The organism is Candidatus Bostrichicola ureolyticus, from assembly GCA_029851125.1.
Lineage (GTDB): Bacteria > Bacteroidota > Bacteroidia > Flavobacteriales > Blattabacteriaceae > Bostrichidicola > Bostrichidicola ureolyticus.
Genome location: CP100319.1, coordinates 87,398 through 111,008, shown reverse-complemented (window position 1 = coordinate 111,008; position 23,611 = coordinate 87,398). Strand labels below are relative to the sequence as shown.

General features: G+C 20.7%; 21 protein-coding genes, 3 tRNA genes and 1 pseudogene. 20 read left to right on the top strand and 5 right to left on the bottom strand.

The window, feature by feature from the left end; all coding sequences use genetic code 11:
- Positions 1-58: 58 nt before the first annotated feature.
- The 8 genes and pseudogenes from NHG04_00630 to murC all read left to right on the top strand — a co-directional run bounded on the left by NHG04_00630 (position 59) and on the right by murC (position 9,560).
- Entirely contained in the window at positions 59-2,296 is a 2,238-nt protein-coding gene (locus NHG04_00630) for a trypsin-like peptidase domain-containing protein (protein WGH27488.1), read from the top strand.
- Positions 2,297-2,312: 16 nt separating this feature from the next.
- Positions 2,313-3,215, top strand: a complete 903-nt coding sequence (gene rsmH, locus NHG04_00625) for a 16S rRNA (cytosine(1402)-N(4))-methyltransferase RsmH (GenBank protein ID WGH27487.1) — start codon at positions 2,313-2,315, stop codon at positions 3,213-3,215.
- 27 nt (positions 3,216-3,242) lie between these two features.
- Positions 3,243-3,316 (top strand) — tRNA-Asn (locus NHG04_00620).
- 37 nt (positions 3,317-3,353) lie between these two features.
- On the top strand, positions 3,354-4,823 hold the full coding sequence (locus NHG04_00615) for a UDP-N-acetylmuramoyl-L-alanyl-D-glutamate--2,6-diaminopimelate ligase (protein ID WGH27486.1): 1,470 nt from the start codon (positions 3,354-3,356) through the stop codon (positions 4,821-4,823).
- A gap of 157 nt (positions 4,824-4,980) precedes the next feature.
- Complete coding sequence (gene mraY / locus NHG04_00610; protein WGH27485.1) at positions 4,981-5,802, top strand: phospho-N-acetylmuramoyl-pentapeptide-transferase; 822 nt, start codon at positions 4,981-4,983, stop codon at positions 5,800-5,802.
- Positions 5,799-7,093 (top strand): annotated as a pseudogene (gene murD / locus NHG04_00605) (UDP-N-acetylmuramoyl-L-alanine--D-glutamate ligase). Before mraY ends, murD begins: the two are co-directional and overlap by 4 nt.
- Positions 7,093-8,214, top strand: a complete 1,122-nt coding sequence (gene murG / locus NHG04_00600) for an undecaprenyldiphospho-muramoylpentapeptide beta-N-acetylglucosaminyltransferase (protein ID WGH27484.1) — start codon at positions 7,093-7,095, stop codon at positions 8,212-8,214. Before murD ends, murG begins: the two are co-directional and overlap by 1 nt.
- Positions 8,211-9,560, top strand: a complete 1,350-nt coding sequence (murC, locus tag NHG04_00595; GenBank protein ID WGH27483.1) for a UDP-N-acetylmuramate--L-alanine ligase — start codon at positions 8,211-8,213, stop codon at positions 9,558-9,560. The genes murG and murC overlap by 4 nt, the downstream gene beginning before the upstream one ends.
- Here murC and NHG04_00590 read toward each other — a convergent pair.
- Positions 9,552-10,688, bottom strand: coding sequence for an endonuclease (locus tag NHG04_00590; protein WGH27482.1), 1,137 nt, complete (start codon positions 10,686-10,688; stop codon positions 9,552-9,554). The two genes, murC and NHG04_00590, sit on opposite strands and share 9 nt — an antisense overlap.
- A 262-nt stretch (positions 10,689-10,950) precedes the next feature.
- Between NHG04_00590 and pheS the strand changes: the two genes are divergently transcribed.
- The gene (gene pheS, locus NHG04_00585) at positions 10,951-11,964 is read left to right on the top strand and encodes a phenylalanine--tRNA ligase subunit alpha (GenBank protein ID WGH27481.1); all 1,014 of its coding nucleotides are present in this window, start codon (positions 10,951-10,953) and stop codon (positions 11,962-11,964) included.
- Here pheS and rlmB read toward each other — a convergent pair.
- On the bottom strand, positions 11,956-12,681 hold the full coding sequence (rlmB, locus tag NHG04_00580; protein WGH27480.1) for a 23S rRNA (guanosine(2251)-2'-O)-methyltransferase RlmB: 726 nt from the start codon (positions 12,679-12,681) through the stop codon (positions 11,956-11,958). The genes pheS and rlmB overlap by 9 nt on opposite strands.
- On the bottom strand, positions 12,678-13,274 hold the full coding sequence (locus NHG04_00575; GenBank protein ID WGH27479.1) for a bifunctional nuclease family protein: 597 nt from the start codon (positions 13,272-13,274) through the stop codon (positions 12,678-12,680). The genes rlmB and NHG04_00575 overlap by 4 nt, the downstream gene beginning before the upstream one ends.
- A 59-nt stretch (positions 13,275-13,333) precedes the next feature.
- On the opposite strand from NHG04_00575, the gene NHG04_00570 reads away from it, so the two are divergent.
- The 9 genes from NHG04_00570 (at position 13,334) to trpS (ending at position 20,622) form a co-directional block, all read left to right on the top strand.
- Positions 13,334-14,308, top strand: a complete 975-nt coding sequence (locus tag NHG04_00570; GenBank protein ID WGH27478.1) for a pyruvate dehydrogenase complex E1 component subunit beta — start codon at positions 13,334-13,336, stop codon at positions 14,306-14,308.
- Between the two features lie 9 nt (positions 14,309-14,317).
- Positions 14,318-14,788, top strand: coding sequence for an inorganic diphosphatase (locus tag NHG04_00565; GenBank protein WGH27477.1), 471 nt, complete (start codon positions 14,318-14,320; stop codon positions 14,786-14,788).
- Complete coding sequence (gene atpB, locus NHG04_00560) at positions 14,789-15,808, top strand: F0F1 ATP synthase subunit A (GenBank protein WGH27476.1); 1,020 nt, start codon at positions 14,789-14,791, stop codon at positions 15,806-15,808.
- Positions 15,809-16,008: 200 nt separating this feature from the next.
- Positions 16,009-16,233, top strand: coding sequence for an ATP synthase F0 subunit C (locus NHG04_00555; GenBank protein WGH27475.1), 225 nt, complete (start codon positions 16,009-16,011; stop codon positions 16,231-16,233).
- A 7-nt stretch (positions 16,234-16,240) separates the two neighbouring features.
- Positions 16,241-16,729 carry a F0F1 ATP synthase subunit B gene (gene atpF / locus NHG04_00550; GenBank protein ID WGH27474.1) on the top strand — a complete coding sequence of 163 codons (489 nt, stop codon included), beginning with the start codon at positions 16,241-16,243 and terminating at the stop codon, positions 16,727-16,729.
- Between the two features lies 1 nt (position 16,730).
- Positions 16,731-17,276 (top strand): ATP synthase F1 subunit delta, encoded by a 546-nt coding sequence (gene atpH, locus NHG04_00545; protein ID WGH27473.1) that lies wholly within the window; start codon positions 16,731-16,733, stop codon positions 17,274-17,276.
- Complete coding sequence (gene atpA, locus NHG04_00540; protein WGH27472.1) at positions 17,260-18,846, top strand: F0F1 ATP synthase subunit alpha; 1,587 nt, start codon at positions 17,260-17,262, stop codon at positions 18,844-18,846. The genes atpH and atpA overlap by 17 nt, the downstream gene beginning before the upstream one ends.
- A complete protein-coding gene (gene atpG / locus NHG04_00535) occupies positions 18,840-19,646 on the top strand; it encodes an ATP synthase F1 subunit gamma (GenBank protein ID WGH27471.1) in 807 nt (268 codons plus the stop codon). Before atpA ends, atpG begins: the two co-directional genes overlap by 7 nt.
- Positions 19,633-20,622: a tryptophan--tRNA ligase gene (trpS, locus tag NHG04_00530; GenBank protein ID WGH27470.1), complete on the top strand. Its 990-nt coding sequence runs from the start codon at positions 19,633-19,635 to the stop codon at positions 20,620-20,622. Before atpG ends, trpS begins: the two co-directional genes overlap by 14 nt.
- Here the strand turns inward: trpS and NHG04_00525 are convergent.
- Together NHG04_00525 and NHG04_00520 are read right to left on the bottom strand one after the other, a co-directional pair.
- A complete protein-coding gene (locus NHG04_00525) occupies positions 20,608-22,380 on the bottom strand; it encodes a 2-oxoacid:acceptor oxidoreductase subunit alpha (protein ID WGH27469.1) in 1,773 nt (590 codons plus the stop codon). The two genes, trpS and NHG04_00525, sit on opposite strands and share 15 nt — an antisense overlap.
- Complete coding sequence (locus NHG04_00520) at positions 22,370-23,416, bottom strand: Mrp/NBP35 family ATP-binding protein (protein WGH27468.1); 1,047 nt, start codon at positions 23,414-23,416, stop codon at positions 22,370-22,372. Before NHG04_00520 ends, NHG04_00525 begins: the two co-directional genes overlap by 11 nt.
- Before the next feature lie 17 nt (positions 23,417-23,433).
- Between NHG04_00520 and NHG04_00515 the strand changes: the two genes are divergently transcribed.
- Positions 23,434-23,519, top strand: a tRNA-Leu gene (locus NHG04_00515).
- Positions 23,520-23,534: 15 nt separating this feature from the next.
- Positions 23,535-23,609, top strand: a tRNA-Arg gene (locus tag NHG04_00510).
- Positions 23,610-23,611: the final 2 nt, after the last annotated feature.

The window sequence follows — 23,611 nt, the reverse complement described above, 5'->3', positions numbered from 1 at the left end:
TTATATTGTTTTTTTTTTTTAAATTTGAAAAGTAACAATTTTAAATGTCACATATATAGTGAAAATTAAAAAATTATTCACAAAAAAGACTTTAATATCATTATTATTTATTATATCAATAATATTTACCAGTTTTAGTTTGTATAAAACTTATAAAATTAAATATGCTGGTTATTTAACAAATGATTTAAAAAATGATTTAAAAAATGATTTAAAAAATGATTTAAAAAATGATTTAAAAAATGATTTAAAAAATGATTTAAAAAATGATTTAAAAAATGATTTAACAAATGATTTAAATAAAAATTATAAATATTCTTGTCAAGATGATGAATATAATAAAGATGATGAATATAATAAAGATGATGAATATAATAAAGATGATGAATATAATAAAGATGATGAATATAATAAAGATGATGAATATAATAAAGATGATGAATATAATAAAGATGATGAATATAATAAAGATGATGAATATAATAAAGATGATGAATATAATAAAGATGATGAATATTCATCTGAATATAAATCTTCTGATGATATAATTGATGATAAAAAAGATAAAATAGAAGATAAAAAAGATAAAATAGAAGATAAAAAAGATAAAATAGAAGATAAAAAAGATAAAATAGAAGATAAAAAAGATAAAATAGAAGATAAAAAAGATAAAATAGAAGATAAAAAAGATAAAATAGAAGATAAAAAAGATAAAATTGATGAGAAAAAAGAGAATAGACCTGATTTTGCTAAAGCAGTAGAAAAAAGCATTAATACTATAGTTAATATTAAATCTATTAGGTCTTTTAATGAAGAAGAAGAATTTTATAATGAAGATGAAGATGATACAGAGCCATTTGAGCCATTTCATTATTTCTATATGAAAAATATGAAAAATGGAATTACAGAAAAAGAATATAAAGAATATAATAAATTATATAATAAATTTAATATTAATAATATTGATTATAATTTTTTTATAAAAAATGATAATTTTATTTATTTAAATAAAAAAATTAAATATTTAAATAAATTAATTGATAATTTTAATAAAAAAAATTATAAAAAAAATAATAATGATGATAATATTTATGCTAATGCTTCAGGTGTTATAATATCATCTAATGGTTATATTATTACTAATAATCATGTTGTAGAAAGTTCTGAGGAAATAGAAGTAGAATTTAATAATAAAACTTATCAAGCTGAAATAATAGGTATAGATCCTAATATTGATATTGCACTTCTTAAAATTAAAGCCAAAAATTTACCTTATATAAAATTTTCTAATAAAAAACCAAAAATTGGTGAATGGGTATTAGCATTAGGAAATCCTGTAGGTTTAAAGACTACAGTAACTGCTGGAATAATTAGTGCAGTTAATAGATCTCTAGGAATATTAAATGATAAAAAATCACCAGTTGAATGTTTTATTCAAACAGATGCTGCAATAAATATTGGAAATAGTGGAGGAGCATTAATTGACGAAGATGGATATTTAATGGGTATAAATACTGCAATATCTTCAAGAACAGGAAGTTATGAAGGATATAGTTTTGCAATTCCATCTAATTTAGTTAAAAAAACTATTAATGATATTAAAAAATACGGTCTTGTACAAAGAGCATTTATAGGTATATCAACTTTAGATCTTTCTGATGAAGAAAATGTATTTTTTTATAAAAAATATTATAAAACCTTATTTAACAAGGAATATGTTAATAAATACAAATCAGGTCTTGCAATTTTACAAATTTATAAAAATAGTGCAGCAGAAAAATCAGGTCTTAAAATTGATGATATAATTGTAAATGTTGATAATAATATTATATCAAATATGTCAGATTTATCATATATTTTAGCTCTTAAAAATCCTGGTGATAAAATCAAATTAAAAATAATTCGTGATGATCATTATCAAATTATTAATTTAACATTAAAAAATAGTGATGGGAATACTAAAATTAAAAATTTATATAAATTAACTAATCAAGAATTATTAAAAATAAAATTATCAGAATTAAATAATTCTAATAAAAAGAAATTAGGAATTAATTATGGACTTATAATTTCATATTTGAATAATGAACAATTAAAATCTATTGGATTAGAAGTTGGTGATATTATACTTTCCATAAATGATTTAAAAATGAAAAAAAGTAGTGATTTAGATAAAGTATTAAAAAATAAGAAAGGTATTTTTAATATTAAATGGTTAAATAAATCTAATATTATTAAAAAAGAAGAAATTTATATTGATTTAAATCAAATCAAATATATAGAATTTATAGAATAAATTTTTTCTATTTTTTATGAATAATTATTATCATAAACCTGCGTTTTTAAACGAAATAAAAAATTTAATTACTGATCCAGAAGGTATTTATATTGATGCTACTTTTGGTAGTGGTGGACATTCTGCAATGATATTAAATAATATAGGAATAAATGGATCTATTTTAGCTTTTGATAAAGATGAAGAAGCTATATATAATAATATTATAAAAGATAAAAGATTGAAATTATTTCATGAAAATTTTAAATATATAAAAAATGAATTGTTATATAATAACATTAATTATGTATCAGGAATTATAGTTGATTTAGGTATGAGTTCATGTCAATTAGATAATCCAAAAAGAGGATTTTCTATACGATTTAATAATCAATTAGATATGAGAATGAATTGTCGTTCTAATATTTCAGCAAAAACAATAATAAATAATTATTCTGAACAAAAATTAACTAATTTATTTTATGAATATGGAAATATTATAAATGCTAAAAAAATTGCTAAAAAAATTGTAGAAAAAAGAAAAGACAAAAATATCATAACAACATTTGAATTAATTGATTCCATTAAATCAGAAATACCTAAATATAAAAAAAATAAATTTTTAGCTAAATTATTTCAATCAATACGAATTGAAGTAAATAACGAAATTGAAGAATTAAAATATTTATTAATACAATCATTAGATATTTTAAAAATTGGATGTAGAATTGCTATTATATCATATCATTCTGTTGAAGATAGAATAGTAAAATCTTTTTTTAAAAGTGGTACATTTGATGGAATTCAAAACGAAGATTTATTTGGCAATAAAAAAAAACCATTCAAATATATTACTAAAATATTATTACCTAATAAAACAGAAATTAAAGAAAATTCTAGAATACGTAGTGCTAGGTTAAGAATGGTAGAAAAACTTTAAAAATAATTTTATATATTTAATTATAATTCCTCAGTAGCTCAGTTGGTTAGAGCACCTGACTGTTAATCAGGATGTCGCTGGTTCAAATCCAGCCTGAGGAGCTAAAAAAAAGATCTTTGTACAAAAAAAAAAGAAATAATGAAATTATTAAAAGATCTTTTACAAAAAGTTTCAATAAAAGAAATAAAAGGAATAATAACAAAAAAAGTTAAAAAATTATGTATTAATCATTTAAATGTTGTTGATAATTCTATTTTTGCAGCTATATGTGGTAATAAATTTGATGGTCATAATTTTATTATAAATGCTATTAAAAAAGGAGCAAATACTATAATTTGTGAAAAATTTCCTAATGAAATTAATAAGAATATTACTTATATATTAGTAAATAATACATCAGAAGCTATAGGAATTATAAGTTCAAATTTTTTTGATAATCCTTCAGAAAAAATAAATATAATAGGTATTACAGGTACTGATGGTAAAACAACTATTGCTAGTATGCTTTATGAATTATTTAAAAAATTAGGAGAAAAAGTAGCTTTAATATCTACTATTAATATAAAAATTATTAATTATAAATTTTTAACTAAAAATACTACACCTGATGTAATTACTATTAATCATATTTTATATCTCGCAATAAAAAAAGGTTGTAAATATGCATTTATAGAAGTAAGTTCTCATGGTATTTTTCAAAAACGTATTTTTGGGTTAAATTTCAAATTAGGAATATTTACTAATATTACACATGATCATATTAATTATCATAAAAACTTTAATAATTATTTTTTAATTAAAAAATTATTTTTTGATTCTTTATCTAAAAAATCTTTTGCATTAATCAATGCAGATGATAAATATTCTTCAATCATATTAAAAAATAGTAATGCTAATAAATATAGTTATGCTTTAAAAAATAATAAATCTACTTATAAAGCCAAAATAATTAAAAAAAATTTTTCATACACTGAATTATTATTGAATAATAATTTTTTAAAAACTAAATTAATTGGAGAATATAATACATATAATTTATTGGCAATATATGGAACTGCTAATTTATTATTAAAAATAAATGAAGATAAAATAATAAAAATTATGAGTACTTTAAGGCCTATTAAAGGTCGATTTGAACAATTTTTATACAAAAAAATTCGTATAATTATTGATTATGCTCATACACCCAATGCTATTTCTAATGTCTTAGAAACAATACAAGAATTAAAAAATAATAATAACAAATTAATTTGTGTTATTGGATGTGGAGGTAATAGAGATATAGAAAAACGTCCAATAATGGCAAGTATTGCATATAATAAATCAGATTTAGTGATTTTAACATCAGATAATCCTAGAGAAGAAAATCCCCAAAATATTATTAATGATATGATGAAAAATTTAAAAATTAAAAATTTTAAAAAAAAATTATTTAGCATAATAGATAGAAAAAAAGCTATTGAAAATGCTATTTTTTTTTCAAAAAAAGGAGACATTATTTTAATTGCAGGTAAAGGACATGAAAAATATCAAGAAATAAATGGAAAACGTTATTATTTTAATGAAAAAAAATTATCTAAAAAATTTTTAAAAAAAATAAAAAAATGAATTTGTTATTAAAATCTTTTTTATCATTTATTTTTTCTTTATTAATTGGAATATTTTTTTTTAAAAAATATATAATATATATGCAAAAAAAAAAATATGGGAAAATATAAGATTATTAGATTTACCTAATTATAATAATAATAAACAAATTCCATCTATGGGAGGTTTAATTATTATTATTGTTACATTAATTTCAACATTAATATTTAATTATAATTATAAATTCAATGTCAAAATACTAATTTTTACTACTTTATGGATTGGATTAACTGGATTTATTGATGATTACATCAAAATTTTTTTTAAAAAAAAACAAGGGATTAAAGCAATATATAAATTAATTAGTCAATTAATATTAGGAATATTAATAGGTAATATTATTTATGATATAAGATTAATGGAAAATACCAATTATTATTATTTAATAAATAATGCATTTTTTTTTGATAAATTATTATTTATAATAATAACTATTAGTTTAATTATATTTATATCTAATGGTGCTAATATTACAGATGGTATAGATGGATTAACAGCTTTTATATCTTCAATTATTATATTCACAATAATATTAAATATTAATAATAATAATGATTTATTAATTTATAATACATCTTTTCTTGGCTCTTTAATGGGATTTTTATGGTATAATATTTATCCTGCTCAAATTTTTATGGGAGATACTGGTAGTTTAACTATTGGTGGAATAATTGCTGTAATAGCTATTCTAATTAAAAAAGAATTACTTATTATAAGTTTATGTGCAATTTTTATTATAGAATTATTATCCATAGTAATACAAGTATTATATTTTAAATATACTAAAATTAAATATGGAATAGGTAAAAAAATTTTTTTAATGTCACCATTACATCATCATTTTCAAAAAATGGGATATCATGATAATAAAATATCAATTAGATTAATAATAATTCAATTAATTATATCTATAATTATAGAAATTATATATAAACAATGAAAAATATAACAATATTAGGAGGAGGAGAAAGTGGAATAGGAGCAGCTCTTTTAGCAAAAAAAAAAAATATAATATTTTTTTATCTGATAACGGATCTATTAAAAATGAATATAAACAATTATTAATATCTAATTCAATAGATTTTGAAGAAAATAAACATACAGAAGATAAAATATTATTGGCTAACGAAATTATAAAAAGTCCAGGTATTAATAATAATTATTTAATAAATAAAATTAAAAGTAAAGGTATACCAATTATTTCAGAATTAATGTTTGCACAACGTTATAACAAATCACCAATAATAGCTATTACAGGAAGTAATGGCAAAACTACTACTTCTTTACTTATTTATCATTTATTAAAAGATTATATATCTGTAGGATTATCTGGAAATATAGGTAATAGTTTTGCTTTAGAAATAGCTAAAAATAAAATATTTGATTATTATATATTAGAAATAAGTAGTTTTCAATTATATGATTCTGTAAGATTTAAACCATATATAGCAATATTACTTAATATTTCATATGATCATATGGATTGGTATAACTATAATTTAAAATTATATATAGATTCTAAATTAAGTATTACTAAATATCAAAATAATAAAGATTTTTTTATCTTTAATAAAGATAATTTTTATATTAAAAATGAAATTGAAAATAATATTAATATAAAAGCTATAAGTATCCCTATAACTAATAATAATTATTTACAATTTTTGCAAGAAATAAATTTTAAAATAGAAGAAATTAATTATTTATTAAAATATCATAATATATATAATATTATGTCAGCTATTTGGGTAGCCAAAATTTTCAATATTGATAATACAATAATTAAAAATAAATTAATTACGTTTAAACCTGTAAATCATCGTTTGGAAAATTTTTTGAATATTAATGGTATACAATTTATTAACGATTCAAAAGCTACTAATGTAGATGCTACATTACATGCTATAAACAAAATAGATTTTCCTATTATATGGATAGCAGGTGGATATGATAAAGGTAATGATTATAATCAATTACTAAATTTAGTAAAAAAGAAAGTTAAATATTTAATTTGTTTGGGAAAACATAAAAAAATTATAGATACTTTTAAGACTATAATTCCTATTTTTATAGCAGAAAATATGAAAGAGGCTGTCTATAAAGTATATTTATTAAGTAATAAAGGAGATAAAATATTATTATCTCCATCTTGTTCTAGTTATGATATGTTTAGAGATTATAAAGATCGTGGTAGACAATTTAAAAATGAAGTAAAAAAAATATTTTTATAATGAATAAATCAAATAAATCATTAAAAATTATAATTTGTGGAGGAGGTACTGGAGGACATATTTATTCATCTATAGCAATTGCTGATAAATTAAAAGAAAAATTATTATATTTAAATATATATCCTAATATATTATTTTTAGGTTCTTTAGGAAGAATGGAAATGGAAAAAATACCATTAGCAAATTATCATATTTACGGACTTAAAATAAATAAAATACCTAATATTTTATGGAAAAAATTATTTGTATTCCCAATACAAATGATTAATAGTTTTTTTACAATAAATAATTTGATTAAAAAATTCAATCCCAATATAGTTATTGGGACAGGTGAATTTATTAGTTTATTACCATTAATAATAGCTGTTTATCAAAAAAAACCTACTTTAATTCAAGAACAAAATTTACTTCCAGGAAGTATTAATAAAATTCTTAGTAAATATGTTGATAAAATATGTTTAACTTATGAAGAATCTTTAAGTTATTTTAAAAATAAAAATAAAATAATTATTACTGGTAATCCTTTAAGGTCAGAAATTTTAAATAATTTTTTTTCTAAAAAAGAAGCTTGTAAAAAATTAGGTTTAAAACCTGATAAACCTGTTATTTTATCTATAGGTGGAAGTCAAGGAGCACATAGCATAAATAATGGATGGTTAAAAAATATAAAAATATTAATAGATAATAATATTCAAATAATATGGCAAGTAGGAAATAATGATTTTAATAAAATTCAACAAAAATGTATTAGACATCCTAATATTTTAATATATAAAAATATTGAAAATATTAATTTAGCATATGCAGCATCAGATGTAGTTGTTTCAAGATCTGGAGGATTGGCAATTTCAGAACTATCTACCTTAGGTAAACCTTGTTTGCTAATTCCCTTTCCTTGGGCTAAAAAAGATCATCAAACAATAAATGCGCAATTATTAGTGAATAATAATGCTGCTTTAATGATTAAAGATAATGAAATAGAAACAAATATGATAAAAAAAACTATGAAAATACTTAATGATGTATCTATTAAAAATTCTTTATCCAAAAATATTTTGAAATTTTCAAAACCAAATGCTACAGAAAAAATTGTTGATGAAATATTAAAATTAATATTATGAAATATTTTTATTTTATTGGAATTGGTGGAATAGGAATGAGTGCTTTAGCTAGATATTTTAATTTTATGGGAAAAAAAGTATATGGATATGACAGAGTAAAAACAATTTTAACTCAAAAACTTGAAAAAGAAGGTATAAATATAAATTATAATGATAGATTAGAACTAATACCTAAAGAAATTAAATATTATAATAGTATAATAATATATACTCCTGCTATTAATAATAATAACAAACAATTAATGTTTTTTAAAAAAAATAATTTCATTATAAAAAAACGTTCAGAGATTTTAGGACAAATTACAAAAAATAATTATTGTATAGCCATAGCAGGTACACATGGTAAAACAACTATTTCTACATTATTAGGATTTATGTTAGATAAATTAGATTATAACTTAACAGCTTTTTTAGGAGGTATAGCTGAAAATTATGATTCTAATATTATTTTAAAAGGAAATGAACTCTCAATAGTAGAAGCTGATGAATTTGATTATTCGTTTTTGCAATTATCACCTAATATAATTTGTATCAATTCCATTGATATGGATCATATAGATATATACAAAAATATATATTGTTTGAAACAAGCTTATTTAGCTTTTTATAAAAAATTAAAAAATAATGGTAAAATTTTTGTTAATAAAGGAATATTAAATAATAATTTTTTTCTTTCAAAAGAAATAAAAAATATAATTACTTATTCTGTAGAAGAAAAAGCAGATTATTATTCAGTATATAATAAAAATTATAAAAATTTTTTTGATTTTAATACTCCAAAAGGAGTTTTGGAGATGTTACCATTACCAATGAGAGGAAAATATAATTTAGAAAATATTACTGCTGCTTTAACTATATTAACACAATTTGATTTTGAAATAGAAGAATTAAGAAAAATTTTATTTTCTTTTAAAGGAGTTAAAAGAAGATTTTCGATTGTTTATAAATCTTCTAAAAAAATATATATAGATGATTATGCACATCATCCTAAAGAAATAGATGTTGTTGTAAATACAATTAGAAGTGATTTTAATGGAAAATTATTAGGTGTATTTCAACCTCATTTATTCAGTAGAACTAAATATTTAAAAAATAGTTTTATAAAAAGTTTAGAAAAATTTGATGCATTAATATTACTAAATATTTATCCAGCTAGAGAAAATCCTATTAAAGGAATTAGTTCTTATGATTTATTAAAAGATATAAATATCAAAGAAAAACAAATATGTTCTTTGTCAAATGTTTTGCAAGCAATAAAATCTATATATTTTGATATATTATTAACAATAGGAGCAGGTGATATTGATACTATAGTTGATTCAATCAACAATTGGTTATCAATTTAATTTTTTAATTAAAATTATATAAACTGGTAAATGATCACTATAACCACCTAGATATTTATTACCTTTAAAAGTTCTAAATGGTTGTTTACTACCTGATTTTATTAAATAACGTTTTTTAAAAATTTCTATTTTATACATATGATAGTTATTTAAATTATTAATTAAATTATATGATAACATTATTTGATCTAAGCAATTCCATTTGTTTTTATACATATAAGTACCTTTTGTTTTCGTACAAATATTATTCATAGTATTAAATATTTTATATTTTTTATTTGAAATAAGTTTAATTGAAGAAGTGTTAGGATTATCATTAAAGTCTCCCATAATAATAATTTTTGCATTTTTATTTTTATTTTGAATTTCTTTTAATATGGATCCTAATACTTTAGAAGCTTTATAACGTTTATAATCGCTATTTTTTCCAATTTTAGAAGGCCAATGATTTACAATAACATAAATATATTCTCCATCTAATTTTCCTTCTACTAATAATATATCTCTAGTATATAGACCATATATTACATAATGTTTTGTTTTTGTAGGAAAAAATCGTTTTTTTTGATAAATTATTCCACAATCTATTCCTCTAGTATCATAAGAATTATAATGAATAATTTCATAATTATATTTTTTCAAAACAGGTTGATTAACTAAATCTAGTAAAACTTTTTTATTTTCTACTTCAGCTAAACCTAAAATAACTGGTTTTATTTCAGATATAACTTTAGAAATATGCTTTAATTTAATTTTGTATCTTTTTAAAGTCCATTTTTTAATTCCATTAGGAGTAAAATCATTACTAAATGCTAAAGGTCGTAATACTTTAATTTTTTTTTTAAAAAAAATATAATCTGAATATAGACCTTTGTATATAGGAGTTTGTTTAGCAAGATTACTATCTAATGGAATACTTAGATGAAAAGAAGGATTGTAAGGTGATAAAAAACCATTAATATAATCAATGGATTTAATTGTATCAAATAAATTTTCTACATTATAAAATGCTATAGTAGCTATTTTATAAGATTTTTTAGATTTTTGTAAAAATTGGGGTAAAAAAAAACTAATATTTAGTATAAAAAATACTATTATTAGTATTTTAAAATAATTCTTTTTTTTCATTTTATTAATGTAAATATTAAATTATTATATGAAGAAAATAACATATATTTTTTATTTATATATGCAAAATAAATTTATAATTACACATGCTAATTTATAATTTTTACCTACAAAAATATATAAAGTTGTAATAAAAATAAATATATATTTAATTTTTTATATAAGTTATTGGAACATTAAAAAATTTTGGAATATAAATCCTTTATATCCTACTATAATCAATATTATTAATAATCTAAAAAAAATTCATACAAATATTATTATGATTAAAATAATAAAAAAATTAGAAGAAGAAATTAAATTATTTGAAATAAATAATATTGAAGAAATAGAAAATTTTAAAAAAAAATTTATTAGTAAAAAAGGTGTAATTACACAATTAATTAAAGAAATTAAATATTTATCTGAAGAAGATAAAAAAAATATTGGTTTAGCCATTAATAATTTAAAAACAAATGTTTTAACTAAAATTAATTTTTATAAACAAAAATTTTCTAAAAAAAAAAAATATAATTCTTTAAAAGATTTAACAATATATAGTAATTTATTTGAAATAGGTTCTAGACATCCAATATCTATTCTAAGAAATAAAATTTTAAATATTTTTTATAAAAAAGGATTTACTTTTATTGAAGGTCCTGAAATAGAAGATGATTGGCATAATTTTACTGCTTTAAATTTTCCTTATGATCATCCAGCTAGAGATATGCAAGATACTTTTTTTATTAAAGAAAAAATGTTATTACGTACACATACTTCTTCAGTACAAATACGTTATATGGAAAATAATAAACCTCCTATACGAATTTTATCATATGGAAAAGTATATCGTAAAGAAGTTATTTCATCACGGTCTCATTGTTTATTTCATCAAATTGAAGGTTTATATGTAAATACTAATGTTTCTTTCATAGATCTTAAACAAATTATAGAATATTTTACTAAGTCATTATTTAATGATACTCCTATTAGATTAAGACCATCATATTTTCCATTTACTGAACCTAGTGCAGAAGTAGATATTTATTTAGGGTTAAATAATAAAATAAATAAATTTATTACTAATAATACTGGATGGTTAGAAATTATGGGTTGTGGAATGGTTGATCCATATGTATTACAAAATGTCAATATAGATCCTGAAATCTATTCAGGTTTTGCTTTTGGATTAGGTATTGAACGAATAGCATTGTCATATTTTAATATAAATGATATTAGAATCTTTTTTGAAAATGATGTTCGTTTTTTAAAACAATTTAAAAGTAGTTTATATTAATTTACGTTGTCTTACAGCTTCATATAAAATAGCGCCACAAGCTACTGATACATTTAATGAGTCAACATTTCTTTGCATAGGAAGTTTAATTTTTTTATTGCAAAGAACTAAAATTGATGAAGATATTCCATTTTTTTCACTTCCTAAAATTATAGCAGTAGGAATAGAGAAATCATTTTCATACCAAAGAAAACCTTTTTTTTCTGTAGCTGCGACTATATGTATACCATAATTTTTAATATATAAAATTGTTTTTTTTAAATTATTTTCTTTACATATTGGTATTTTGAATAGACATCCTGATGATGTTTTTATTGAATCTGCATTTATGGGAGCTATATTTTTATTTGAGAAAATAATAGCATTTACACCTGTAGAAGCAGCCGTCCGAATTATAGCTCCAAAATTTTTTACATCAGTTATGCTATCCAATATAAGTAATAAAGGATTTTTTCCTTTTTCATATATTCTAGGTAATAATTGATCTATTTTAGAATAATGTATTTGTGATATATAAGCTATAATACCTTGATGATTTTTATTGTTAATATGATTTAATGAATTAACAATTTGTAACGGTATATTTTTTTTTTTAATAAAATTGAAAATTTCAATATAATTTGATTTCTTATAACCTTCTTGTATTAAAATATTATAAATAGTTTTTCCTGATTTAATAGCTTCTATTATTGGCCGTATACCATAAATATATATCATATATTTTTTCTATTGTCTAATTCTTTTTTTATATGAGCTGCAAATTCATATTCTTCATTAATAACTGCTTGTTTTAATAAATTTTGCAAATCTTCCACTGTTAGTTTTTTTAAATCATTTTGTATATTATTCATTTCTTTATCTAATCCACCTGAAAAGGAAAAATAATGTTCAAACCGAATACCAGCTTTATCAAAAACTTCTTTTGTAGCATATATAGGAGATTTAAATCGTATAGCTAAAGCTATAGCATCTGATGTTCTTGAATCAATTTCTTTTTCTATTTTTTCTCCTTTATCACATAATTTTTCAAAAATTATGCGTGAAAAAAATATTCCATCATATATTTTATATATAATAACTGATTTCATATTTAAATCAAAAATTTTAGCAAAATTTACAAAAAGATCATGGGTAAAAGGTCTTACATGTTGTTCTTTTTCTAAAGCTGAAGCAATAGATTGTGCTTCTAATATTCCTATAATAATAGGAATTTTTATTTGTCCTGATTTTTCTTCAAGTAATAAAGCATAAGCACCAGCTTGTACTTGATTATGAGATATACCACGTATATTTAATTGTATTAATTCCATTTTAACTTTATTTAAAATAAAAAAAAAGTTACTATATTTTAGTTAAATAAAAAAATAAAATGAAAGAAATAACATTTCGTGAAGTAATAGTTGAAGCTATGAGTGAAGAAATGAGAAGAGATAATACTATATATCTTATGGGAGAAGAAGTAGCTGAATATAATGGTGCTTATAAAGCTTCTAAAGGGATGTTAGAAGAGTTTGGTAAAGAAAGAGTAATTGATACTCCTATTTCAGAATTAGGATTTGCTGGAATAGGTATTGGTTCAGCTATGAATGGTTGTAGGCCTATTATTGAATTTATGACTTTTAATTTTTCTTTATTAGCTATAGATCAAATTGTTAATAATGCTGCTAAAATATCTCAAATGAGTGGTGGACAATGGAATATTCCTATAGTCTTTAGAGGACCTACAGGTTCTGCAGGACAATTAGGTGCAACTCATTCACAATCTTTTGAAAGTTGGTATGCTAATTGTCCAGGATTAAAAGTAGTAATTCCTTCAAATCCATATGATGCTAAAGGTCTTTTAAAATCATCAATAAGGGATAATGATCCTATTATTTTTATGGAATCTGAACAAATGTATAATGATAAAATGATGATTCCTAAAGAAGAATATTTAATACCATTAGGAGTAGCTTCAATTAAAAAAAAAGGAAATGATGTAACTGTAGTATCTTTTGGAAAAATTATAAAAATAGTTTTTGAGGCTATTGAAATTTTGAAAGATATTGATATAGAAATAATTGATCTATGTACAATACGTCCATTAGATTATAAAACCATTTTAGATTCAGTAAAAAAAACTAATCGATTAGTAATTGTAGAAGAATCATGGCCTTTTGCTTCTATAGCTTCTGAAATTACTTATGTAGTGCAACAAAAAGCTTTTGATTATCTTGATGCACCTATTAAAAGAATAACATTACCAGATATACCGGCTCCTTATTCAAATAATTTATTTAAAATTTGGTATCCTAATAAATATAGAGTTATTAATGCTATTAAAGAAGTTTTATATTTAAAATAAAATTTTAATATGATTTTTGATGTATTAATTGAAATTCCTAAAGGAAGCCGTAATAAATATGAATTTTGTCCAGAAAAAGGTATGATACGTTTAGATAGAGTATTACATTCTACAATGATTTATCCTGTAGATTATGGATATATTATAAATACTATTGCTAATGATAATGATCCTTTAGATGCTTTAGTGCTTTTAACAAATCCTACAATACCAGGTTGTTTAATAACAACAAAGCCTATAGGAATATTTTATATGATAGATAATGAAAAAAAAGATGATAAAATATTATGTGTTCCTATAAATGATCCTAATTTTAATAAATTAAATGATATTAATGATGTTAATTATCATACTAAAATAGAAATTGAATTTTTTTTTAAAAATTATAAAACTCTTGAAGGTAAAAAAATTGAAATTAAAGGTTGGGGAGATGCATATGAGGCAATAAAAGTTTATAATTATTGTTTAAAAAACAAATAAATGTTTTTAAAAAAAATAAAATTATTTTTAATTTTAATTTGTTTAACGCATAATATTTTAACAAATAAAACAGATAAATTTAAAAAAGATAAATTTGATACTTCAAAAGAAATTGTTAAACATATTAGTGATTCTCATGAATTACATATTTGTAAATTAACTATTCCATTGCCGATTATATTATGGGATAATGGATTTAAAATATTTTTATCTAATAAATTTGATAATAAAAAATTAGTAAATAAATCAGGAATTTATTATATATTATATAATAATAAAATATATAAATCTAATAATGGACTATTATATTTTGATCATTATGGAAATCCTAAAAATAAAAGGCCTATAGATTTATCTATTACAAAAAATGTAATAACAATTATTATTATTTCAATAATTATATTATATATTTTTTTTAGGATGGCTAATTCTTATAATAATTATATTATGTATTGGACAGTTGGAAAATATTTAGAACCTATAATTATATTTATAAGAAATACTATAGCTATTCCTAATATAGGAAAAAAAAAATATAAAGATTTTATGCCATTTTTATTAACATTATTTTTTTTCATATTAATAAATAATTTAATGGGAATATTACCAGCAATACCTAATATAACTGGAAATATTAGTATAACTTTAGGTTTAAGTTTTTTTACATTTTTTATTATTATGATTAATTCTAATAAATATTATTGGAAAAATATTTTTTTAATGCCTAACATTCCATTTTTAATTAAAATTATATTAATACCTATAGAATTAATAGAAATTTTTATTCGTCCTTTAACTCTTAGTATTCGTTTATTTGCTAATATTATTGCTGGACATATTTTAATATTTAGTTTGATTTCTTTAATTTTTATTTTTAAAAAAATTTGGATAGCTATATTTTCAATACCTTTTGCTTTATTTATTTCTATTTTAGAGGTATTAGTAGCTTTTTTACAATCATTTATATTTACTAATTTATCAGCTTTATTTATAGGTATGATATTTAAAAAAAATCATTAATCATTTATATTTACTAATTTATCAGCTTTATTTATAGGTATGATATTTAAAAAAAATCATTAATCATTTATATTTACTAATTTATCAGCTTTATTTATAGGTATGATATTTAAAAAAAATCATTAATCATTTATATTTACTAATTTATCAGCTTTATTTATAGGTATGATATTTAAAAAAAATCATTAAATAAAAAATATATGAATAATTTATTATACATAGGATTAGTTGTCATGGGAGCCGGATTATCAGTACTTGCTGCTAGTTTAGGTATTAGTAAAATTGGTATTTCAGCTTTGGAGGCTATATCTAGACAGCCTGAATCTGCTGACAAAATTCAAAATGCTATGATTATTGTTTCTGCTCTTATAGAAGGAGCTGCTCTTTTTGGTATAGTGACAGCACTATTAGCAGTATTAAAGTAAATAAATTATGGATTTAGTAACTCCTTCAATAGGATTATTTTTTTGGCAAACTATTATATTTATTTTACTTTTTTTAATTCTTAAAAAATTTGTTTGGAAACATATTCTTAAATATGTTGAAGAACGTGAATATAATATTAATAAATCATTAGAATTTTACAGAAAAGCTAAACAAGAAATTAATGCCATAAAAGAAAATAATAATAAATTACTTAAAGAAGCAATTATAAAAAAAGAAAATATTTTAAAGGAAGCTTTATATATAAAAAAAAAATTAGAATTTGAAGCTAAAGAAAATGCTAAACTTAAAAGTGAACAAATTATAAATAAAACTATTGTTAAAATTAAAAATGAGAAAAAAAATGCATTAGAAATTTTAAAAAAAGAAATAATTCAATTATCCATTATTGCTTCTGAAAAGTTATTAAAAAAAGAATTAAGTATGAAAAATTCACAAGAATATTTTTTAAACAAAATTATTGATGATTTAAAATAATATGTTAATTAAAAAAAAAATAGCTAAAAGTTATGCTAAAGGATTATTTGAATATGCTAAAATAATTAATAAAGATAATGAATTATATTCTGATATTAATAAGTTTTATGAATTAATGACCAATGATTATATACAATTTTTTTTTAATTATCCATTAACAATAGAAAAAAAAATAGAATTTATTAGAAATAATTTTATTTTTTCTGATATATATAAATATATTATAGAATTTATAATTAAAAATAAAAGAGAAAATTTATTAGAATTAATATTTATAGAATATAAAAAAATATATCATAAAGCAAAAGGAATTATAGATGTAACAGTTATAACTGCTATTCCATTAAATAGTGTTTTAAAAAACAAACTTGTTAATAAAATATCAAATATTGTTTCTGTTAAACAAATAAATGTTCAATATTTAATTGATAATTCAATTATTGGAGGAATAATATTAGAATATGAATATATTCAATTGAATTTAAGTATTAAATGGCAATTGCATAATTTAAATAATTATTTAATTAATTATGAAAAAATATACTGAAATAACAGATATAATAAAGCAAAAACTTTTGAAGTTTAAAATGGAAAATGAACCATTTGAATATGGAATTGTTATACAAGTTGGAGATGGTATATCTCGTATTTATGGTTTAAATAATGTATTTTATGGTGAATTAATAGAATTTAGTAATACAGGATTAAAAGGAATTGTTTTTAATATTGAAGAAGATCATATAAATGTAGTTTTATTTGGATTATCAGAATCTATTAAAGAAGGAGATATTGTTAAACGTATTGGTAAAATGTGTTCTATAGAAGTAGGAGAAGGAATGTTAGGTCGTGTAATTAATACTTTAGGAATTCCTATTGATGGAAAAGGTCCTATAAAAGGACCATTTTTTGAAATGCCTTTAGAACGTAAAGCACCAGGTGTTATTTTTAGACAGCCTGTAAATGAACCTTTGCATACTGGTATTAAAGCTATAGATTCAATGATTCCTATTGGTTGTGGACAACGTGAATTAATTATTGGTGATCGTAAAACGGGAAAAACTACTATAGCTATAGATACTATTCTTAATCAAAAAGTTTATTATGATATGGGGAAGGGTAATACTATATATTGTATTTATGTTGCAATTAATCAAAAAGGTTCTACTATTGCTAAAATATTAAATATTTTAGATATTTATGGTGCGTTGCCTTATACTATTATTGTTTCAGCTAATTCTTCTGATACTACTATTATGCAAGTTTTCGCTCCATTTACTGGTACAGCTATAGGTGAATATTTTCGTGATACAGGTCGTAAAGCTTTAATAGTATATGATGATCTTTCTAAACATGCTATAGCTTATAGAGAAATTTCTTTACTTTTACGTCGTCCTCCTGGTAGAGAAGCATATCCTGGAGATATATTTTATTTGCATTCTCGTTTACTTGAACGATCTGCTAAAATTATAAATAATGATTTAATTGCTTCTAAAATGAATAATTTGCCTAAATCTTTAAAAAAAAATGTTCAAGGTGGTGGATCATTAACATCTTTGCCAATTATTGAAACTCAATCGGGTGATGTATCTTCTTACATACCTACAAATATAATTTCAATTACTGATGGTCAAATATTTTTAGAAACAGATTTATTTAATTCAGGAATTCGTCCTGCTATAAATGAAGGTTTATCAGTTTCACGTGTAGGTTCTTCTGCTCAAAGTAAGTCTATGAAAAATGTTTCTTATAAATTAAAATTATATCAATCCCAATATAGGGAATTAGAAATTTTTTCTAAATTAGGTTCTGATATGGATACTAGTACAATGGAGATAATTAATAATGGTAAACGTAATGTAGAAATACTTAAACAACCAGCTTTTTATCCATATAAAATATCTTATCAAATTGCTCTATTATATATAGTAACAAATAATTTTTTACACAAAGTACCTATTAAAAATATAAAATCTTTTGAAGAAGAATATCTTTTGATATTAAAAGAAAAATATTCAAATGTTTTAGAATCTTTAGAAAAAGATGTTTTTACTAAAAAAGTAACTGATGTTTTAGAAATGGTAGCATTAGAATTAATTGAAAAATATAAAAAATGTTAAAAGATATAAAAAGAAGAATACATTCAGTTTTATCAATAATCAAAATGACAAATGCGATGAAATTGGTAGCAGCTAGTAAATTAAAAAAAATACAAACTGATATTTACAATATGCAACATTATGCAAAAAAAATAGATTCTATTTATAATTCATTTGCAAATGAATATAATGATATTGTAAATAATAAAAGTAAAAAAAAATTATTAATAATTATTAGTTCTAATCGTGGGTTGTGTGGATCATTTAATTCTTTAATAATTAAAGAAACTTTGAAAAGTATTAATAAAAATATTGTTTTATTAACAATAGGAACAAAATGTAAAGATGTATTATTGCATAATAAGTATACTATTTATAAAGATTTAAGTGATTTATTATCAAATATAAATTTTAAAAATGTATCTATGATTGTTGATAATCTTCTAAAAGAATTTATGCATGGTAATTTTAATTTTATACAGTTAATTTATAATAAAATTATAAAAAACAAGCCAAAAATAATAAAAAAACAATTTTTACCTATTTTACCACCACCTATGGAAACAAAAAATTCATATTCTATTTTTGAACCATCTAAAAAGGAAATTATAGAATATATAATTCCATTAAAATTAAAAATGATTTTTTTAAAAGCATTATTAGAATCTTCAGCTTCTGAAAATGTATCACGTATGATAGCTATGCATAAAGCTATAGAAAATGCTAAAGATTTAAAATCTAAATTAGAATTAGCTTATAATAAAGCTAGACAAGCAAATATAACTAAGGAAATATTAGAAATTGTAAATGGATTATATTAAAGATAGAATATTAACTGGTATTCAAAGTACTGGTTTACCTCATTTAGGTAATTTATTAAGTGTTATTTTACCAACTATAGATTTAGCTAATAATAAATCTTTAAATCCTGTATTTATATCTATAGCCAATTTACATTCATTAACTAATATTAAAAATATATCTTTTATTAAAAAATATATATATAATATATTAGCCACATGGTTAGCTTGTGGATTAAATACTAATAAAGCAATAATATATAAACAGTCTGATATACCTGAAGTTACAGAATTAGCTTGGTATTTAAGTTGTTTTTTTAAATATAAAAGATTAACATTAGTTCATTCATTCAAAGATAAAATTAATAATAATATGCAAAGTATTAATGTTGGGGTATTGACATATCCTATGTTAATGGCAGCAGATATATTGCTTTATAATGCTAAAATAATTCCAGTAGGAAAAGATCAATTACAACATATAGAAATTACTAGAAAAGTAGCTAAAAATTTCAATAGAATAATGGGAAAAACATTTATATTACCAACAGCATTAACCAATGAAAATACAATGTATGTTACAGGTACTGATGGTAAAAAAATGAGTAAATCTAAAAATAATATTATTAATGTTTTTATTTCAAATGAAATTTTGAAAAAACAAATTCAAAATATACGTACTGATAATAAATCTTTTCAATCATCTAAAGATCCTAATACAAATATTATATTTTCAATATATAAATTATTAGCCTCTAAAAAATCAATTAATGAAATTAAAAATAAATATTTAAATGGTAATTATGGATATTTTGAAGCTAAAAATGATTTATATCAATGTATATTAAATCGTTTTTCTAATGAAAGAAAATTATTTAATACTCTCATAAAAGAGAAATTATTTTTAGACAAAATATTAAATAATGGTGCTGAAAAAGCAAGAGAAATTGCAATTAAAAATATTTCTAATATTAGAAATATTTTAGGATTGAAATAATATTGATTTAACTTTTTCTACTATTTCTGATACAGTAAATGGTATACCTTGAATTTTATTAAAAGGAATAGCATCAATTAAAAATTGATATCTTATTAACTTAATAAGTTGTCCATTATTTAATTCAGGAATTAATATAAATTTAAAACCTAAAAGTATATTTTTTAGACCATTTGGTAATGGATATATATATTCTAAATGAGTGTATGAAACAGAATATTGTAATAATTTCATCATTGCTAAATATATAATATTATATGTAGATCCCCAACTTAATATTAAAAGTTCACCTGTATTTTTTCCTATTTCTATCTTTTGTATAGGAATACAATTAATTATATTATTTATTTTTGAATGTCTTAAATTAACCATTTTTTGATGATTAATACCTTTATAAGATAAATTTCCTGTAAAATCTTCTTTTTCTAAACTTCCTATACAATGTTCATATCCAGTCATTCCTGGAATAATCCAAGGTCTAACTCCTCTTTTATCTCTTTTATAGGGAGAAAAATTCTTTTGTGTAAGATTATTATTTTGTAATTTATGTATTGATTTTAATTTTTTTTCTTTTATTGGATTCCATAATTGATAACTATTAGCGATATAACTATCACTAAGAATGATAACTGGAGTCATATATTCTATAGCAATTTTAACTGCTTCAAATGCTATTTTAAAACAATTATTAGGATATTTAGATGCTAATATTGGAATAGGTGATTCTCCATGACGTCCATATAATGCTTGTAAAAGATCACTTTGTTCATTTTTTGTAGGTATACCTGTTGAAGGTCCTACACGTTGAATATTTATTATTACTAATGGTATTTCAATTATTGAAGCCAATCCTAATGCTTCTTGTTTAAGTGACATACCTGGTCCAGAAGTGCCAGTGATGCCTAATAATCCAGCATATGAAGCACCTATAGCTGATGTAATAGCAGCAATTTCATCTTCTGCTTGAAATATTTTAATATTATATTTAGATAAATAATAAAAAATATTAGAAGCAGGTGTAATGGGATATCCAGCATAAAATATGTCTATATTAGCTTTTTTGCATCCCATAATTAATCCTAGTGCTAAAGCTTGATTTCCATTTATTTTTAATTTATTTTTTAATTTATTTGTTGATTTTATCAAAAATCTATTAACAATAGAATGATTTTGTTTTTCTAAAACAAAACCATGAATTAATAATTCAATATTAATATTTAATAATTTTTCATTTTCAAATTTTTTTTTTAAATACTTTTTAGTATTATATAAAGTATAATTACAAATCCAATTTAAAAAACCCAATATATACATATTTTTATACATTGGTTTGATTTTTAAATTATATTTTTTGATAAGTTTATATATATATATATATGAATTGACTTTATAAAGTGTATAATCATAAATAATATGATCTAAAAGATTATTATCAGATCTAAATCCATAATTATCTATAATTATAATGCCTCCTTTTTTGACTTTAGATAAATATTTTTTTAATGATGCAGCATTCATTGCAATTAATATATCACATAACTCTCCATAATCTAAAAAATTACCTATAGTAATATGAAATCCAGATACTCCTTCAATAGTATCATGTGGAATACGTATTTCAGATGGAAAATCTGAAAATGTGCTAATATAATTTCCCATAGATACAGCAGTATTTGCAAATACATCTCCCATTAGTTGAATACCATCACCAGAATTTCCAGATATTATTATACTAATAGTATTTTTTTTAATTTCCATTCAATATTAATTTATTTATTTGTTCAAATATATTATTCATTATGAATATGAAATAATTTTTATAATTATAATTAATATTATTGTTTAATATTATTGGATAACCATTATCAGAGGATTCACATATAATTTCTAATATTGGAATTTCTCCTAAGAAAGGAATATTAATATTATTAGATAATTTTTTTATACCATTTTTTCCAAATAAAAAATATTTTTTATTTGGAAATTCATTATCAATAAAAAATGCCATATTTTCAATTAAACCTATTATAGGCACTTTAATATTATCAATATTAAACATTGCAATTGTTTTTTTTACATCAGATATGGATATTTTTTGAGGTGTACTAACAATAATAACTCCAGTTATTAAAAATTCTTGCATTATTGAAAGGTGAATGTCTCCAGTACCTGGAGGTAAATCAATAATTAAAAAATCTAAATTTTCCCAATAAATATTTTTTATTAATTGATGCAAAATTTTACTAACCATAGGTCCTCTCCATACTGATGGTTTATTTTGAATAAAAAAATTAAAAGAAAATATTTTAACTCCATAATTAATTATAGGTATAATATTATTAATACCATTTTTATTTATTATAGTAGGATAATCATTTTCTATATTAAACATAATTGGAATAGAAGGACCATAAATATCTGCATCTAATATACCTGTTTTAAATCCTTGTTTAGATAAATAAGCTGCTATATTAGTAGCTATAGTTGATTTACCTACTCCACCTTTACCAGAAGCAATAGCAATTATATTTTTAATGTTATTATATTTATTAAATTTTTTAAAATTAAAATTGATTTTAATATCATTAGATATTTTTTTATGTATTATATTAGTTATATATTCATATATTTTATTTCTTATATGCAATGCAGGATTTTCTAATGAAAGATAAATTATTATATTTTTATTATTTAATATTTCTATATTTGATATTATTCCTTTATCTATTATATTAATATTTTCTCCTGGCATAATAACTTCTTTCAAGATATTTTTTAAATGATTATTATCCATTTTTTATTATTAATAATGCCCATGTGGTGAAATTGGTAAACACGCCATCTTGAGGGGGTGGTATCTATAATAAGATATGCTGGTTCGAATCCAGTCATGGGCACAAAAATTGTTTTAAGGCCTCGTAGCTTAATTTGGACAGAGTATCTGACTACGGATCAGAAGGTTGGGGGTTCGAGTCCCTCCGAGGTCACA

Coding starts and splice junctions, on each gene's coding strand:
- murG (WGH27484.1), top strand. CDS start 7,093: ATGAATAAATCAAATAAATCATTAAAAATTATAATTTGTGGAGGAGGT.
- rlmB (WGH27480.1), bottom strand. CDS start 12,681: ATGATATATATTTATGGTATACGGCCAATAATAGAAGCTATTAAATCA.
- atpF (WGH27474.1), top strand. CDS start 16,241: ATGGATTTAGTAACTCCTTCAATAGGATTATTTTTTTGGCAAACTATT.
- NHG04_00525 (WGH27469.1), bottom strand. CDS start 22,380: ATGGAAATTAAAAAAAATACTATTAGTATAATAATATCTGGAAATTCT.
- NHG04_00575 (WGH27479.1), bottom strand. CDS start 13,274: ATGGAATTAATACAATTAAATATACGTGGTATATCTCATAATCAAGTA.
- mraY (WGH27485.1), top strand. CDS start 4,981: ATGGGAGGTTTAATTATTATTATTGTTACATTAATTTCAACATTAATA.
- NHG04_00565 (WGH27477.1), top strand. CDS start 14,318: ATGATTTTTGATGTATTAATTGAAATTCCTAAAGGAAGCCGTAATAAA.
- NHG04_00570 (WGH27478.1), top strand. CDS start 13,334: ATGAAAGAAATAACATTTCGTGAAGTAATAGTTGAAGCTATGAGTGAA.
- pheS (WGH27481.1), top strand. CDS start 10,951: ATGATTAAAATAATAAAAAAATTAGAAGAAGAAATTAAATTATTTGAA.
- NHG04_00615 (WGH27486.1), top strand. CDS start 3,354: ATGAAATTATTAAAAGATCTTTTACAAAAAGTTTCAATAAAAGAAATA.
- atpA (WGH27472.1), top strand. CDS start 17,260: ATGAAAAAATATACTGAAATAACAGATATAATAAAGCAAAAACTTTTG.
- atpH (WGH27473.1), top strand. CDS start 16,731: ATGTTAATTAAAAAAAAAATAGCTAAAAGTTATGCTAAAGGATTATTT.
- NHG04_00520 (WGH27468.1), bottom strand. CDS start 23,416: ATGGATAATAATCATTTAAAAAATATCTTGAAAGAAGTTATTATGCCA.
- NHG04_00555 (WGH27475.1), top strand. CDS start 16,009: ATGAATAATTTATTATACATAGGATTAGTTGTCATGGGAGCCGGATTA.
- atpG (WGH27471.1), top strand. CDS start 18,840: ATGTTAAAAGATATAAAAAGAAGAATACATTCAGTTTTATCAATAATC.
- NHG04_00590 (WGH27482.1), bottom strand. CDS start 10,688: ATGAAAAAAAAGAATTATTTTAAAATACTAATAATAGTATTTTTTATA.
- trpS (WGH27470.1), top strand. CDS start 19,633: ATGGATTATATTAAAGATAGAATATTAACTGGTATTCAAAGTACTGGT.
- murC (WGH27483.1), top strand. CDS start 8,211: ATGAAATATTTTTATTTTATTGGAATTGGTGGAATAGGAATGAGTGCT.
- rsmH (WGH27487.1), top strand. CDS start 2,313: ATGAATAATTATTATCATAAACCTGCGTTTTTAAACGAAATAAAAAAT.
- atpB (WGH27476.1), top strand. CDS start 14,789: ATGTTTTTAAAAAAAATAAAATTATTTTTAATTTTAATTTGTTTAACG.